Origin of the sequence: Cycloclasticus sp. (assembly GCF_019090545.1) — a bacterium.
Lineage (GTDB): Bacteria > Pseudomonadota > Gammaproteobacteria > Methylococcales > Cycloclasticaceae > Cycloclasticus > Cycloclasticus pugetii.
The window spans coordinates 1-15,304 of the sequence record NZ_JAHRVT010000040.1; the positions used below are offsets into that span (position 1 = coordinate 1).

The window sequence follows — 15,304 nt, forward strand, 5'->3', positions numbered from 1 at the left end:
ACCTCAATAAAATTAAAATTAAAAAATGTTACAAATCTTACAAGGAAATTAACAAGAGCAGATCTTACAAAAACCAGTAGAGAATGTAGCGAGATTAATTCTAACGTACTTTCTTTAGAAAAACAGCTTTTTCTCAACCTTTACTGACATATATCACTATATTCTTTAGCGATCAGGTACAATAAGCCCCTCAAAATGGTTGTGCTGATCGGTCTGCACCCACCTCAAAACGTGGCAATATTAAAATACTGCCCGCCGTAACTAAACATTGCTTCCACCTCGACCGTGCCATTTATTAAATGGCGGATGGACTCACGGAGAAAACTATATGTCGTTCGACTCACTCGGCCTCAGAGCTGAATTAATCACCGCTGTATCTAAAAAAGGCTACACCGAACCCACCTCAATCCAAGCCCAATCCATTCCACTCATCCTAGAAGGACGAGACCTAATGGGCGGCGCACAAACTGGCACCGGAAAAACAGCCAGTTTCACGTTACCTGTTTTACAACGCCTTATGGAATCTGGCGACGCGAAACCAAAGGCGGGCAAAGTTCGCGCCTTAGTATTAACACCAACGCGCGAACTAGCGGCACAAGTTGCTGAGAGCGTCAGAGATTATGGTCAACATTTACCCTTATCATCGTTTGTTATATTTGGTGGTGTAAACATTAATCCACAAAAGCAAAAGTTGCGTAAGGGTGTTGATATTTTAGTCGCAACGCCAGGCCGTCTTCTCGATCATGTCAGCCAAAATACTGTTGACCTATCATCCGTCGAAATCCTCGTACTCGATGAGGCCGATCGTATGCTTGATATGGGCTTTATTCGAGACATTAGAAAGGTTTTAGCTTTACTACCTCAGCAAAAACAAACACTACTGTTTTCAGCCACCTTCTCAAACGAAATTAAGAAACTAACGAGCAGCCTGTTACATAACCCTGCGTTAGTAGAAGTCGCCAAAGAGAATTCTGCATCGGAGCTGATCTCCCAAGTCGTTCACCCTGTTGATAAAAAACGCAAACGTGAATTATTATCTTTTCTTATTGGCTCAAATGACTGGAAACAAGTCCTGGTGTTTACACGCACTAAACATGGCGCCAACAAATTATCCGAGCAACTCAATAAAGATGGTATTACTGCAGCCGCTATTCATGGTAATAAAAGCCAAGGGGCTCGCACTAAAGCATTAGCAAACTTTAAATCCAACGATATTCGTGTACTGGTCGCCACAGACATCGCCGCTCGTGGCCTAGACATTGACCAGCTTCCCCATGTGGTTAATTTTGAACTGCCTAATGTGCCTGAAGATTATGTACACCGCATCGGTCGTACTGGCCGAGCAGGCAGCGAAGGTGAAGCCATGTCTCTAGTTTGTGTTGATGAATTAAAACTACTAAAAGGTATTGAGCGCCTGATTAAAACCGATATCAAAAAAGTTACTTTTGAAGGTTATGAACCTGATCTAAGCATCAAACCAGAACCGATTCAAAATGGCCGTAATAATCAACGCCCTAGAAAATCAACACCCAAAAACCATTCACCTGCCAAACCTAAAACAAACACCGGTGCTAAACCGAATGGCTCCACTCGTGCAAAAAAACGCAATACTCAAAATAAACCTACCAACCGACCTGATAATTTTGGAAATCGGTAACCACACTTTTAAACAACACATTTATAACGAGCAATCACTATGTTAATTAGCGCAAACATCACCATGCAGTTTGGCTCTAAGCCACTTTTTGAAAACGTTTCAGCCAAGTTTGGCAACGGCAACCGTTACGGGCTTATCGGCGCAAACGGTTGTGGCAAATCAACCTATATGAAAATATTAGGAGGCGATTTAGAGCCTACATCCGGCAACGTATCAAAAGACCCAGGAGAACGTATCGGTAAATTAGGCCAAGACCAATTTGCCTTTGAAGAACACACCGTTGTTGATACCGTCATCATGGGACACGATGAACTCTGGAAGGTAAAACAAGAACGTGAACGTATCTATTCATTAGCTGAAATGACCGAAGAAGAAGGCATGCGGGTTGCCGAATTAGAAGTTGAGTTTGCTGAAATGGATGGCTACAGCGCTGAAAGTCGTGCAGAAGAACTACTCATGAGTGCGGGGATTGAACAAGAATTCCATTACGGCCTAATGAGTAACGTTGCTCCGGGCTGGAAACTGCGTGTTTTATTAGCCCAAGCACTCTTTTCAGAGCCTGACGTATTACTTCTCGATGAGCCCACCAACAACTTGGACATTAATACGATTCGCTGGCTTGAAGGGATTATCAATCAGTCAAAAAGCACCATGATCATCATCTCGCATGATCGACATTTCTTAAATGCCGTTTGCACGCACATGGCAGATATTGACTACGGCGAACTGCGTATATACCCGGGCAACTACGATGATTTCATGATCGCATCAACCCAAGCGCGCGAGTTACTACAATCAGAGAATGCCAAGAAGAAAACTCAAATGGCTGAACTGCAACAATTTGTTAGTCGCTTTTCTGCCAATGCGTCTAAAGCCAAACAAGCAACATCACGAGCTAAGAAATTAGAAAAAATTGAACTGGCCGATATTAAACCCTCATCACGTGTGAGCCCATTTATCCGCTTCAATCAAATTAAAAAACTTCATCGTGAAGCCGTCACCATTGAAAACCTTGAGCATGGTTTTGATGAAACTTTATTTACAAACACCAGCATGATTTTACAAGCCGGTACACGCTTAGCTGTTATTGGCGAAAATGGTGCCGGTAAAACGACTTTCTTGCGTTGCCTCATGAATGAAATAAGTCCTAACAAGGGTACTATTCAATGGGCAGAAAATGCCACTCTTGGCTATTGCCCGCAAGATGCTAGCGACGATTTTAATGTCGACATGACCTTATTCGACTGGATGAGTCAGTGGCGAAAACCAAGTCATAATGACCAAGTAGTCCGCATGACCTTGGGGCGTTTGCTCTTTTCATCCGATGATTTTAATAAAAAAGTTGCTGTGTGTTCCGGTGGTGAGAAAAACCGTCTACTGTTTGGCAAACTAACCTTGGGCGAAACCAATGTCATGTTAATGGACGAACCAACAAACCATTTAGATATGGAGTCTATCGAAGCCTTAAACTTAGCTTTGGATAATTATGATGGCACATTAATTTTTGTAAGTCATGACCGCGAATTCGTCTCTTCACTTGCCAACCGCATTGTTGAAATAACACCTAATGGCATTGTTGATTTCCATGGCACCTATGATGAATACCTTAAAAGCCAAGATATTGAAAACCTCAAAACGGGCACCCGTTAAAGACACCGTCATATCGTTACAAAAAAGCCCGCTTGAATACTAAAGCGGGCTTTTTTATGTTGATTGGCACGCCGTCAGCAACGCTTGCATGCCTTCCAAACCTTTTGCTCTGGCCAACTCAATATTTCTGCTTGGTATTTTATCGGGGCTTGATACACCCTCTAACGCTGCTTCTATGCTTGCTTCTCGTAAAATATGTAATATTGGATATGGCGAACGATTTGTATAATTAGATGCATCATCTTGCTGCTGGCCTTCAAAACAATAGTCTGGGTGAAACGTAGCTATTTGAAATACACCTTCATACCCCTCCTCAAGCAATAAATCATCGGCTATCGCAGCAAAATCAAGATAGTCATCGAATGATTCTAAGCCCTGTGGGTAAATCAATAAGCTCGTTTCGACATGATCGTTGTTTACAAGGTAACTGAGCTGATCACTAAGCGCCATTAAAGCTTGCTCAACACCGCGCTCATTAATCACCTTGTAGTCAACGCGCCCCGCATTAACAACAGGTTTTGCAAACGGGCAAAAATTCAACGCAATAATTACTGTCTCAACCCATTGGCGACAACTCTCTATGACCCTTTCGTCAGCTGCCCTTACCACATCAAATCATCCGGCACAGCGTAATCAGCATAGGCATCATCCGATGAAATAGGTGAAACATCTTCTAAATAAATCACACGCTCTTTATCGCGCTGTGCAATTTTTTCAGCAACCCCAATAGGCACGACTTCGTAGGTTTTACCTAGCTGAACAATCACCGCCGTGCCTGCAACAATACGTTGTCGCAAAGCTTCATCTATATAAATGGCTTTTACTTTATTATCGTGAGTAAAATTAAACGGGGCACCCTCTTCGTCTTTATCTAATTTATTAAGCGAGATAAGTTGGTTAATTTGTCCGGCAATTTGTTTCTGCTCAGCTTGTTGATTGCGTTTCTCATTAAGCAAACGATCCTTTTCTTGCTGTTTTAGCTTAGCTTCCTCAGCCAACACGGCCGCTTGATCAACCACCTGAATTTTATTTTTTTGTTTCTGTTTAATTTGTTTATGCTTTTGCGTTTTAGCTTTATGCGCTTTCGACTTACTGGTCAAGCCAGCCTTTAGCAATTGGTCTTGTAGGGAAATATTTTTCATAATATATATTTTAACCTCTATCGTTCATACAAATAATACACGTTGCTTACGTCCCTCGAAGCATATGCACAGGTGACTTATTAACCACATCTTTAACACCCCAGAAACCAGCCAAGACAACGCAGCCAGCACTAATAATGGGTACTACAAGACACAATACCCAATTAAAATAAAAATCCAAGTGAAGCACATAGCGATATAAACCAAACAACACCCAGTTGAAAATAAACACCGCAACTAACCCCGACATAACCCCAATTGCAGCAAACTCAATCAAATGGGCATTGCGTAATAGCCTGCGATGAGCACCCAATGTTCGCATCAAAGCACCTTCTGAAATTCGAGTATCCAATGTTGAATATATCGACGACAGCAGTACGGTAAAACCAGCTAACAAAGCAAAATATAATAAGTAATTAATCGCACTAGTGAGTTGCGATAAAATCAGTTTTATTTGTTTCAACATGGCATCCACTTCCAACAAGGTCATCGCTGGAAATTGCCTGACCAGATCATTTAAGAGCGTTTTATTATTTTCTGATAAATAAAAACTCGTGATGTATGTGGTTGGAAAGTTAGCCAAGGTTTCTTCAGAAAACACCATGTAAAAATTCGGTTTCATCGTGTCCCATTGCACGCTCCGCAGGTGCGTTATTTTGGCGTTAATTTGCTCACTACCAATACTAAAGGTCAGCTGATCGCCTAGCTTCACCTGCAAACTTTCAGCTAACTTACTTTCAATAGACACTTCGCCTTTTTTCGTCCCGCTCCACTGTCCAGCTAGAGTTTTATTATCTAGCGGCAGCTCCTTATTCCATGTCAGGCTTAAATCACGATGTGTTGCACGCTCTCCTTGGGAGTCTTTGCTAACAATTTTTTGCACCGGCGTTCCATTAATAGCCACTAAACGTCCACGTACAACTGGGTGAAAACTAGCAGCGGGAACACCCTGGCGACTCAATATATTATCGAAGTTAGCCACTTGGTCAGGAAAAATATTAATCGCAAAATAATTCGGTGCCTCATCAGGTATTTGCTGTTGCCAATCGGTTAACAAATCATTCCTCACCGTAAAACTCAGTAACATAGCCAAAATCGTGATGCTAAACGCTAAGACTTGGGTCACACTGGCCTTGGGGTCTCTTAACACGCCTTGCAAACCCAAGCGTCCAGCTAAGCCAACATGCGGTAATAACTTGCGACCTTGCAATAAAAGCACGTACAACAAGCCTGCTGAAAAAATTACCGCCAATAAGCCGCCACCCATTATTGAAAACAACAGCATTAAATCATCGGTGTATCGATAAATAAGCCCACTAATCAAAGTAAGCGCTAAACCATAAACCAACCAGGCGCTACTATTCAACGGTTCGAGCTCTCGGCGTAAAACCCGTAAGGGCGAAACCCGTTTGAGCCTTAGCAAAGGTGGCAAGGCAAAACCAATCAAAATGGCAAACCCCGTCATAAAACCAAACATCACAGCAATAAGGCTTGGATCTGACACCATAGCGGGTAATAAATTACGCAATAGATGAAACAGTGCTTCTTGTGTCAACCAGCCAAATAATAGTCCAGCCGAACAAGCCACGGCACCTATTAAAAAAAACTGATATAGGAATATCAACAAAATATCATTCTGCTTACACCCCAAGCAACGCAGCACCGCGGTAGAATTAAAATGTCGCTCACTATATCGGCGACTAGACATGGCAATAGCAACACCAGCAATTAAAATAACCAAAATACTCGAGAGCCCCAAATAACGCTCAGCTCGAGACAACGCATTTCCTAGTTCGGGCCGGTCATCTTGCACGTCCATTAATCTTTGTGAAGCCGATAACAAAGGCTTTACCCACGCATTAAAGCGTTTAATCGCATTAGCTTCTCCACTAAACTGAAAGAAATAATGGACACGACTACCCGGCTGTATAACATTGGTGGCCTGTAGGTCTAACTGATTCATCATAACCCTTGGTGATAAACTATAAATATCACCCCGCTTATCGGGCTCATAACTAAGCACATGACTGACCGTCAAAGACTGATCCCCAACGGTTAAAACATCACCCACTTGTAGTTTTAAGGTAGACAAAACACGGCTATCAACCCAAACATTACCAGCCTCTGGCCCTTGCTTATGAACGGTTTCTACCGCATCAAGCATTGCCCTTGTTTTTAAGTGCCCTCGTAACGGATAGGCGTTACTAACCGCCTTTACCCCCACCAACAGCAACTCATCATTTTCGATGACGACCGTCGAAAACTCAGTCGTTCTTGCTTGCTTTAATCCTAGCCGCTTTGCTTCATCTAACCATGTATTGGGGATGATATCAGAGCTACTGACCACCAAATCAGCCGCCAAAAATTCTGCTGCTTGTGAATTCATCGTACGATGTAAGCGATCAGCAAATAAACTAATGGCCGTAGAGCTTGTCACAGCAATCACCAAAGCCAACGCTAATAATGTTAATTCACCACTACGAAAATCTCGGCTTAACAAACGAAGGGCTAAACTCAATCGGTTCATATAACTTGCCCCGCTTCAATATGCACACTACGCTGACATCGAGAAGCCAACGCCATATCATGAGTCACTAGCACCAGCGTTGTCTTTTGCTCTTGATTTAATTCAAACAACAGCTCAATAATCTGATCGCCCGTTTTACTGTCTAAATTGCCCGTAGGCTCATCAGCAAATAAAATTGCCGGCCTCGTCACAAAAGCACGTGCCAACGCCACTCGTTGCTGCTCTCCGCCTGATAGTTTCATTGGCGTATGCTCTAAACGATGACCTAACCCAACTCGTTTCAATAAAGCCGTTGCAGTTTTTTTTGCTTGTTTATCGCCACGTAATTCCAAAGGCAGCATGACGTTTTCTAAGGCACTCAAACGCGGCATCAATTGAAACGACTGAAAAACAAATCCCACCAACTTATTTCGTATACCCGCTCGACCATCCTCGTCTAACGCCGTTAATTCTTCGCCATTTAGTATGACAGTACCGCCAGTTGGGCTATCTAAACCTGCCAGCAATCCCAACAGCGTCGATTTACCTGAGCCAGATGCTCCTACAATCGCTATACTTTCTCCTTCATCAACAGTTAAGTTTACGGCTGATAAAATAGTCAAGTCACCATCGGCAACAGGTACAGTTTTATTTAGATTTTTTGTTTCAATAATAGGATTACTGGTTTTCAACATGATTAGAATATATTTACTGTTAGTTTTTGCATTGTTTTCGTCCGCACCTTTCGCTAAGACCATCGTGGTCATGGGCGATAGCATAAGTGCAGGCTACGGAATGCCTATAGAAAAAGGCTGGGTTAACCTATTACAACAAACACTTAACGAACAAAACAAGCCCTACACACTTATAAATAAAAGTATTAGTGGTGACACCACCGCAGGCGGGCTTGCCCGAATTGACCAAGCCTTAGAACAACATACACCCGAAATAGTTCTATTAGAATTAGGTGCAAATGATGGCTTGCGTGGAATGCCTCCCACCTTAATCAAGAAAAATTTACGAGAACTCGTCAAACGAATCAAAGCCAACGGTGCGCAAACCCTCTTGCTTAGCATGCGTATTCCATCAAATTATGGGCGACGCTACACCGAAATGTTCTACAACAACTACCCAGAGTTGGCCGAAGAAATGGACGTTCCTTTTGTGCCGTTTATTTTAGAGGATGTCGCACTCGAACCCGACATGATGCAAGCCGATCAATTACATCCAAATGAAAAAGCCCAGCCAATTATTGCACAAAAGATTTGGGACCACTTGGAACCCATTTTACAAACCAATTAGGTAACTCCACATTAGACGATGAAGAACAAGGGCCACCATCACATTGCTTTTGTTTACTTTGTAGCATTATGCTACAATTTTTAGCCAGTTTTCGAAATCCCGAGGTTCACATGGCAAAAGCATCATCTCCCATTCGTCTGCAAGATGACTTAATGCAAGCCGCTAGCTTAACCGCCAAGCGTTTTCATCGCAGTGCCGCAGAACAAATTGAATATTGGGCCGAGCTAGGCCGCTCAGTATCATCCACACTTGACCCAGACATTTTGTTATCCGTGGTTTCTGGGTTAACTAAAATTAAAACCGAACCAGTGTATAGCCCAAACATTAATCCCAATGATGTGTTTGACGCACTAGAACGCGAACGAACAGACAACACTTTAAGCAAGCATGTGACTGAAAGCACCATCCGCTATCAAGCGTCAACAAACCTCCCCGGTTATCTGGAGCAAATAGAGGCTAATGGCAACATCACCGTAGGCACATTTGAGAATGGGCAGTTCATCGCCAAATAAGCTTGAATACCCACAATAAAAAACAGCTTTGGCTACTGGCTGGGGGAAACGGCGCAGGTAAAAGTACCTTTTACAGAACCCGCCTAGAACCGCTAGGTATGGCCTTTATTAACGCCGATATTTTAGCCCAACAGCTCTACCCAAATGAAGCGGAACAGCGCAGTTACGAGGCAGCAAAAATAGCAGAAAACATACGTTTAAAACTACTTAAAGAAGGTCGCAGCTTTTGTTTTGAAACCGTTTTTTCACACCCCTCAAAAATAGACTTTATCGCCAAAGCAAAAGCATTAGGTTACGAAATAGTCTTAGTATATATTCACTTAGAAACAGCCGCTCTTAACCAAGCACGCGTATCACAACGGGTCAGCGAAGGTGGTCACCACGTACCCAGTGACAAGGTAATCAGCAGACTCCCAAGGGTAATGAAAAATATTAAACAAGTGCTCCCCTTGTGTGATTTCAGCTATCTCTTAGATAACTCTCGCTTAGATAACCCTTTTCAACAAGTTGCTGTAATACGTAATGGGCAAATAAACCTTATTAAAGAGCCTGTGCCGACATGGGCTGTGGAATTATTAGCTAACTATTTTAGATAATGGGGGTTTAGGTTAAAAAATATCTTAGCGGATAGAGCCTGTCTATAAGAATATCAAAGAGATCTTATGCCTAGTCTTTTTAAATAATGATATGTCCCATCATAATATTCTCTTGGCCTAGTATGGTCGCCATCATCACCTTCTGGTACGAATATAACCATGCCTTGCCTTGCTCTAGTTAATAAAACACGATAAGCGTTCTTTTGATAAATCTGTCGTTCTGACTTATGGATTCGTTGCCACTTAGAGCCACGAAACGACCAATTCTTCCAATGAATTTTGTCATATCGAAAATCTGCATCCCAAGCCACGCATACCCAATCTAACTCAAGTCCTTGAACATCAAATTCAGTCGCGACATCTTCAAGGTAATACGATGAGCGCACATCTTTTTTATCATTCAAAAACCAATGCACAGGGTTCGCTTTTACACGGACATCAATAGCATGGGGTTTCAATCTTTCTGCTTGTGAAGATACAACCATTCCATAACGCTCAGAACCTCTAGCTTGTTTTTTTACCCATTTTTTAGCAACAGAAAGATCCCTTGTCAGTACGATAGGGTATTTATCATGGATTAGTGATAAATTTTCACGAGCAGCATCTTCATCAAGGTCTAGTAATTGTTTCACAAAAAGCGATACTTTTTCGCTTCGAAAAGAACGAACCGATGTACGTAAATGTAATTCAGGTTTGAAAGTAACCATCGAATTCTTTCTAGCTTGACTAACGATTTTTCCAGCCGCATACTCACTGTCAGTCAAATGATCAGAAAGATATATTTTCCAATGAGGAAAAGACGTTTCGATTGCCTCAAACCATTCACTAATACCGGCCTCACCCGTATTAATTTCTTGCCCACCACCAACTAAACACACGACTACTGCCCAGTCATTATGCCTATCCATACAAGAAATCAAGAACTCAGGCTCAGACTGGTTAAAATCTGGGCTGTTCTTTTTCTCGCGCATAAATTTAACAGTTTGCGCTTTCGTCCATGCTCTTTGAGCTTCATCAAATAATGCTACGTGCTCAACAGGTGGCTTCAACAAATCCAACAAACCTTCGTCACGAAAATGATGAACATTTTGAATGAATGCCTTCACTTCGCTCAATGCATCACCTTTACGCACTTTTTTGCCAACTGCCTTTTCCCTAGTTACTTTGTCACGCGCTAAGGCTTCTTGCAATATTTTAACTAACGGCCCGTTACCTGAAAGAAACACACTATAAAGCTCATCATCGGGGTCAACATGAGCTGTTGCAACATCTAACCCCACTAACGTTTTTCCAGCGCCAGGCACACCTGTCACAAATATTATCGATTTTTGAGAGTCTGCCTTTGAACGAGTAATAATATCTGCAACCGTCTTAGATGTTTCCGACAGGTTTAACGTACTTGTATCACTGCGTGAAATCGCACTAACAGAGTGACCGTTGTATAGAGCTAACGTTGCTTCAATAATTGTTGGTGTTGGTTTGTAGCTACTCGCTTCCCATTCATTACAGTCAATTAAGTGCTTAAAATATGTAGTTAAAGCTCTGTTTATAGTGCTACCTAAATTTTTGTTGTTACAGCAAATAGGAGAAAGTAGCTCGTCATCCTCTAGCATGATTTCAATTGCTGGCGCCTTAGTTGCCACTAGAATAGGCACTATTTTTATGTTGTGACTGCCTTCATGAAAATTGTGCAAATCTAGCGCATAATCCATGACTTGCTCTAAGTCCGCACTTTCATATGTGCTAGCTCCTACTTTGAACTCAATGACAAAAATAACAGACCCTGTGACAACAACAGCATCAATTCGTCTACCCATTCTTGGTATTGAAAACTCGAAGTATATTTTCCCTTTATGCTCAAGCAAGCACTCTCTTAATAAGATTGTTTGCTCAACCCATGCAGCTGTTTGGAAAGCAGTTAAATCAAAGGAATGAGCCCGAGTCATTTGCCCTAAAATTTCATTGGGCTCTTGATTACAGAAAGCTGAAATAGTCGATGAGTAATATGTACGCTTCATTTAATTGCACCAAAAACAGCTTTCATATCCGTAAACTCAAACAATATCATCTCCTTAAATTTTAGCTTCAATGAAATACTTATTGATCATACCCAACACGGTAGAGATGACAACAAAAATGCCCTCTCCTTATACTTCACTTTGGGGCCTTTTACCCAAAAAAAGATCCTCTTATTGCAACTGCGTTTAAAACACGTTACTCAGTCTTTTCTTCAACCCATGACACGATTTAACCACTGTGTATGCTAGCCTAACGCACTACTTTTCACACCCAACTATCAGCCCTGCTTCAACTGCCTTATGAATAAAACCGCTCTTTTTGTTGATGTACAAAACATCTACTACACTACCCGGCAAGCCTATGGTCGCCAGTTTAATTACCGTAAATTATGGCAAATTATTAGTCAGCAGTGCACGATTACACAGGCTACTGCGTATGCCACCCAGCGTGACGATGACGATGGCCAGCATAAGTTTCAATCGGCACTTAAACACATGGGCTTTAGCGTTAAGCTGAAGCCATTTATTCAACGTATTGATGGCAGCGCTAAAGGCGACTGGGACGTAGGCATTACAATTGACGTGCTAGACGCAGCCAAAGAGGTGGATCGTGTAATTTTACTGTCGGGTGATGGAGATTTTGATCTATTGCTGGAGAAAATAAACCTGCAGTATGGCGTAAGAACGGAAGTTTATGGTGTACCGGCGTTAACGGCAAAGTCTCTGATTGATGCGGCTAGCGTTTTTCACCCGATTGATGAGGATTTGTTGCTGTAGCGAGTTCACCATTAACCTAGCACCAATACAAAGCGGCTCAACTTGTTTGCAAATGGTTACCCAACTTATAAGCGGCCTTCGCAAGCCAAACGCTTATCAACCATGCGTCGGTAAAAATAACTGAGTACGGGTTTGATACCCGGCAAGCAGATAAGCACACCCAGTGGCATTAATAGTGGCACTTGCTTCATCATAATGCTGTAGGCATCCATTTCTGAATGGATAACCCCATGAGCATCTTCTATGTGTAATTCACGCAAGGCTTTGAACGGGTCTATCCCACGTTGCCTCAAGGCTTGGTCTTGACTGGTGATATCAAACCAACTAAATAAAGCCGACCGCTGACCGGCTAGCCGCTCAAATAACGCACGATCTTTAACGCAGCTGGGACAGGATTGATCATAAAAAACGGTGATTTGAGCGCGATCAACAACCGATGCTTTAGTCATTTTGCCGCTTGCTCTAACTGCAATAGGCGTGATTTTAGGCTGTCAATTTCATCGAGTAAATCCAACGCCAAGGCAATACCGGATAGATTGATATCTAGGTCACGCTGCAAGCGCATGGCGGCGTGTGCTTTTTGCAGACAACGAGCACTAAACTGCCACTGCGTTTGCCGCTGCCCCTGAGGTTCCAATATACCCTCCTGCACCAATTCAATTACCCATTCATTACTGCTTGAACACGCTTGGCATAAGTCATCTAAAGACAGTACCGTTGCTTCATCTAGCAGGAGCCCTTTAAGTATTTTATCGTTCATCGTCATTACACTCCCAATTTACTACGTGGGTTATAACCTAAAGTTTGTTCCATTTGCTGGTACAACGCTTTTGCCTCTTCAGTATCCGCTGCTGGCAAGGTAATTTGTGGCACTACGTATAAATCACCCGGTGGTATGCTAGGTATACCCCGCCCTTTTAATCGCATTTTTCCGCCACCTTTTGTGCCCGCTGGTATTTTCATATCGACCGGCCCATCGGGCGTTGGTACTTTAATGCTCGCGCCTAAGGCTGCCTCCCATGGAGTAATAGGTAAATCCAGGTACACATCATGCCCATCGACACGGTAAAAAGGGTGTGCTTTAAAATCAATTTCTAGGTATAAATCACCTTTGCCGCCTTGGCCTATACCGGCCGACCCTTGACCCGCCAAACGAATCCGCTGGCCTTTTTTAACCCCTTTAGGGATTTTTACCTTTAAGGTTCGCTGTTTAGTGACTACTTGCCCGTTAGCGTCCAATTCAGCGGCGTTTAGGGTAATACTATGTATTGCACCATAGTAGGCATCCATGAGTTCTATGCTTACTTTGGCATGATGATCTTGCCCTCGTGCGTTAAAACCGGCTTGCTGACGACCTGCTTGCCCTTGGTTAAACTGCTGGCCAAATAAAGACTCGAAAAAGTCACTATAGTCCGCACCATCGCCATCGCTGTAACCACCACTAAATTCATAACCCTCGTCCCAATTTGGTGGTGGGTTAAAGTCTTGACCAGCTTTCCAATTAGCACCCAACTGATCGTAGGCCGCACGCTTTTCTGGGTCTTTTAGTACATCGTAGGCTTCACCAAGCTCTTTAAAACGGGCTTCTGCATCCTCGGCTTTGTTTACATCAGGGTGGTATTTACGTGCTAACTTCTTATACGCGCGTTTTATCTCATCTTGTTTCGCATCGCGCTCAACACCCATAATGGTGTAATAATCTTTATAATCCATCTGCTACCCCGCTTTACTCCTTAGTCTTCTAACCGGAAGCCTATTTTAACGGTTACTTGCCAATGTTTAATTTGCCCTTGGGCTAGGTGACCGCGCGTTTCTATCACTTCAAACCAATCGATATTACGGGTTGTTTTAGCCGCAGCTTCAATGGCATTTTTTATTGCATCGTCCGAGCTGACTTCTGAACTACCCGTTAGCTCAATATATTTATAGGTATGATGACTCATCTTATCCTCCTATCATTTGTTGATACTTTTAGCATATACCTTTAAGTCGGAACCGACAATTATTTAGCAATCGATTCATTTGGCCTAAAGATCGGTGAGATAGTGACCCAAATTCATGTAAAATTTAATCACCATTAAAAATCATCGTGGCAAATGAATATGAAAAAGCTGGAACATCTTTTTAAACAAAATAAAGAGTGGGCTCAGTCCATTACAGACGAAGACCCAAACTTTTTTAAAAATTTATCTAAACTGCAATCACCCGAGTACCTTTGGATTGGCTGCTCTGATAGCCGAGTACCGTCCAATCAGCTACTGAATCTTGCCCCAGGTGAGGTCTTTGTTCATCGTAACATTGCTAATATGGTTATCCACAGTGATCTAAACTGCTTGTCGGTTATGCAGTTTGCCATTGAAGTACTTAAAGTTAAGCATATTATCGTTTGCGGCCATTATGGTTGCGGCGGTATCAAAGCCTCACTGGAGGACGTTGACCATGGGCTTATTGATAATTGGCTTGGGCACATTAAAGATGTACATCGCCTTCACGCAACTGAGTTAAATGCAATTACTGATCAGGAAGAAATGGAACACCGTTTATGTGAATTAAACGTGATTGAGCAAGTAGCTAATGTTTGTGACACCACTATCGTCAAGAATGCTTGGAAAAGTGGTGCTGACTTATCGGTACACGGCTGGGTTTACAATATTAAGAACGGTATTCTAAAAGATATTACTAATACGCCTATCACTCACGGGTAACAGTCGTATTACTGACTACCATTTATTGGCTAACAATCGATATCTTCAAGTTCTATATTAAGTGCATGGCCTGAAATAATCAGCTCGTATAGTGAAACAACCAGCGACAGCATCATGAGTACTAAACTGATAGTAAAAGCCCATTGACCGAAATCACCAGCCGCTAAAAATAATAGGAACATCGCAGCTACGCAAAAACTAATGCTTAGTACCCCCAAAATTTGCATCCAGATGATTAACTTTATACGCAACTGCAAACTGATAATCTGACGTGCAATAAGCTGCTTATTCGTCTCATTAATTTGCTGATGTAAACCGCGGATAACGTTTGCCAAGCCCAAAAAGCGATTCGTATAGGCAAGTAGTAACAATGAAATAGCGGGAAATAATAAGGCGGGGGTCGATAGTTCCATACTTGATTAAAATTCTTTATGTAAGT

The 15,304-nt window shown here is 42.4% G+C and carries 17 protein-coding genes; 7 read left to right on the forward strand and 10 right to left on the reverse strand.

From position 1 onward, the window contains the following. The first annotated feature begins 328 nt into the window (after positions 1 to 328). Both KUG63_RS09980 and KUG63_RS09985 read left to right on the forward strand, forming a co-directional pair. The gene (locus KUG63_RS09980; RefSeq protein WP_016389754.1) at positions 329 to 1,657 is read left to right on the forward strand and encodes a DEAD/DEAH box helicase; all 1,329 of its coding nucleotides are present in this window, start codon (positions 329 to 331) and stop codon (positions 1,655 to 1,657) included. Between the two features lie 39 nt (positions 1,658 to 1,696). Continuing rightward, positions 1,697 to 3,307: an ABC-F family ATPase gene (locus KUG63_RS09985; protein ID WP_020932901.1), complete on the forward strand. Its 1,611-nt coding sequence runs from the start codon at positions 1,697 to 1,699 to the stop codon at positions 3,305 to 3,307. A gap of 54 nt (positions 3,308 to 3,361) precedes the next feature. Here KUG63_RS09985 and KUG63_RS09990 read toward each other — a convergent pair whose 3' ends face one another. From KUG63_RS09990 to KUG63_RS10005, 4 genes are read right to left on the reverse strand one after another with little or no spacing between them, the layout of a single operon-like run. Next, complete coding sequence (locus KUG63_RS09990; RefSeq protein WP_287555142.1) at positions 3,362 to 3,916, reverse strand: DUF1415 domain-containing protein; 555 nt, start codon at positions 3,914 to 3,916, stop codon at positions 3,362 to 3,364. Beyond that, positions 3,910 to 4,449 (reverse strand): DUF2058 domain-containing protein, encoded by a 540-nt coding sequence (locus KUG63_RS09995; RefSeq protein ID WP_015005406.1) that lies wholly within the window; start codon positions 4,447 to 4,449, stop codon positions 3,910 to 3,912. The genes KUG63_RS09990 and KUG63_RS09995 overlap by 7 nt, the downstream gene beginning before the upstream one ends. 46 nt (positions 4,450 to 4,495) lie before the next feature. Beyond that, positions 4,496 to 6,976: an ABC transporter permease gene (locus KUG63_RS10000; protein ID WP_015005405.1), complete on the reverse strand. Its 2,481-nt coding sequence runs from the start codon at positions 6,974 to 6,976 to the stop codon at positions 4,496 to 4,498. Further along, positions 6,973 to 7,650, reverse strand: a complete 678-nt coding sequence (locus KUG63_RS10005; protein WP_016389760.1) for an ABC transporter ATP-binding protein — start codon at positions 7,648 to 7,650, stop codon at positions 6,973 to 6,975. The genes KUG63_RS10000 and KUG63_RS10005 overlap by 4 nt, the downstream gene beginning before the upstream one ends. A gap of 100 nt (positions 7,651 to 7,750) precedes the next feature. Here KUG63_RS10005 and KUG63_RS10010 point away from each other — a divergent pair, with 100 nt between their 5' ends. The 3 genes from KUG63_RS10010 to KUG63_RS10020 all read left to right on the forward strand — a co-directional run bounded on the left by KUG63_RS10010 (position 7,751) and on the right by KUG63_RS10020 (position 9,365). Further along, entirely contained in the window at positions 7,751 to 8,257 is a 507-nt protein-coding gene (locus KUG63_RS10010; protein ID WP_287555146.1) for an arylesterase, read from the forward strand. A 110-nt stretch (positions 8,258 to 8,367) separates the two neighbouring features. After that, positions 8,368 to 8,769 carry a TA system antitoxin ParD family protein gene (locus KUG63_RS10015; protein ID WP_287555148.1) on the forward strand — a complete coding sequence of 134 codons (402 nt, stop codon included), beginning with the start codon at positions 8,368 to 8,370 and terminating at the stop codon, positions 8,767 to 8,769. 2 nt (positions 8,770 to 8,771) lie between these two features. Continuing rightward, positions 8,772 to 9,365: an AAA family ATPase gene (locus KUG63_RS10020; protein ID WP_277642027.1), complete on the forward strand. Its 594-nt coding sequence runs from the start codon at positions 8,772 to 8,774 to the stop codon at positions 9,363 to 9,365. Positions 9,366 to 9,418: 53 nt separating this feature from the next. Here KUG63_RS10020 and KUG63_RS10025 read toward each other — a convergent pair whose 3' ends face one another. Continuing rightward, on the reverse strand, positions 9,419 to 11,383 hold the full coding sequence (locus tag KUG63_RS10025) for a DUF2075 domain-containing protein (RefSeq protein ID WP_287555151.1): 1,965 nt from the start codon (positions 11,381 to 11,383) through the stop codon (positions 9,419 to 9,421). Positions 11,384 to 11,683: 300 nt separating this feature from the next. On the opposite strand from KUG63_RS10025, the gene KUG63_RS10030 reads away from it, so the two are divergent. Further along, positions 11,684 to 12,160, forward strand: coding sequence for an NYN domain-containing protein (locus tag KUG63_RS10030; RefSeq protein ID WP_277642025.1), 477 nt, complete (start codon positions 11,684 to 11,686; stop codon positions 12,158 to 12,160). Positions 12,161 to 12,225: 65 nt separating this feature from the next. On the opposite strand, the gene KUG63_RS10035 is transcribed toward KUG63_RS10030, so the two are convergent. Genes KUG63_RS10035 through KUG63_RS10050 form a run of 4 tightly spaced genes read right to left on the reverse strand, consistent with a single transcriptional unit; the run spans position 12,226 to position 14,103 of the window. Beyond that, positions 12,226 to 12,609, reverse strand: coding sequence for a thiol-disulfide oxidoreductase DCC family protein (locus tag KUG63_RS10035; RefSeq protein ID WP_020161885.1), 384 nt, complete (start codon positions 12,607 to 12,609; stop codon positions 12,226 to 12,228). After that, positions 12,606 to 12,920: a chaperone modulator CbpM gene (locus tag KUG63_RS10040; RefSeq protein WP_020932907.1), complete on the reverse strand. Its 315-nt coding sequence runs from the start codon at positions 12,918 to 12,920 to the stop codon at positions 12,606 to 12,608. The genes KUG63_RS10035 and KUG63_RS10040 overlap by 4 nt, the downstream gene beginning before the upstream one ends. A gap of 5 nt (positions 12,921 to 12,925) precedes the next feature. Beyond that, a complete protein-coding gene (locus KUG63_RS10045) occupies positions 12,926 to 13,873 on the reverse strand; it encodes a DnaJ C-terminal domain-containing protein (protein WP_020932908.1) in 948 nt (315 codons plus the stop codon). 20 nt (positions 13,874 to 13,893) lie between these two features. Continuing rightward, positions 13,894 to 14,103: a dodecin gene (locus KUG63_RS10050; protein WP_287555155.1), complete on the reverse strand. Its 210-nt coding sequence runs from the start codon at positions 14,101 to 14,103 to the stop codon at positions 13,894 to 13,896. Between the two features lie 159 nt (positions 14,104 to 14,262). Between KUG63_RS10050 and can the strand changes: the two genes are divergently transcribed. Next, positions 14,263 to 14,865 (forward strand): carbonate dehydratase, encoded by a 603-nt coding sequence (gene can, locus KUG63_RS10055; protein WP_015005397.1) that lies wholly within the window; start codon positions 14,263 to 14,265, stop codon positions 14,863 to 14,865. A gap of 29 nt (positions 14,866 to 14,894) precedes the next feature. Here can and KUG63_RS10060 read toward each other — a convergent pair whose 3' ends face one another. Further along, the gene (locus KUG63_RS10060; protein WP_015005396.1) at positions 14,895 to 15,278 is read right to left on the reverse strand and encodes a DUF2721 domain-containing protein; all 384 of its coding nucleotides are present in this window, start codon (positions 15,276 to 15,278) and stop codon (positions 14,895 to 14,897) included. Between the last annotated feature and the right edge of the window lie 26 nt (positions 15,279 to 15,304).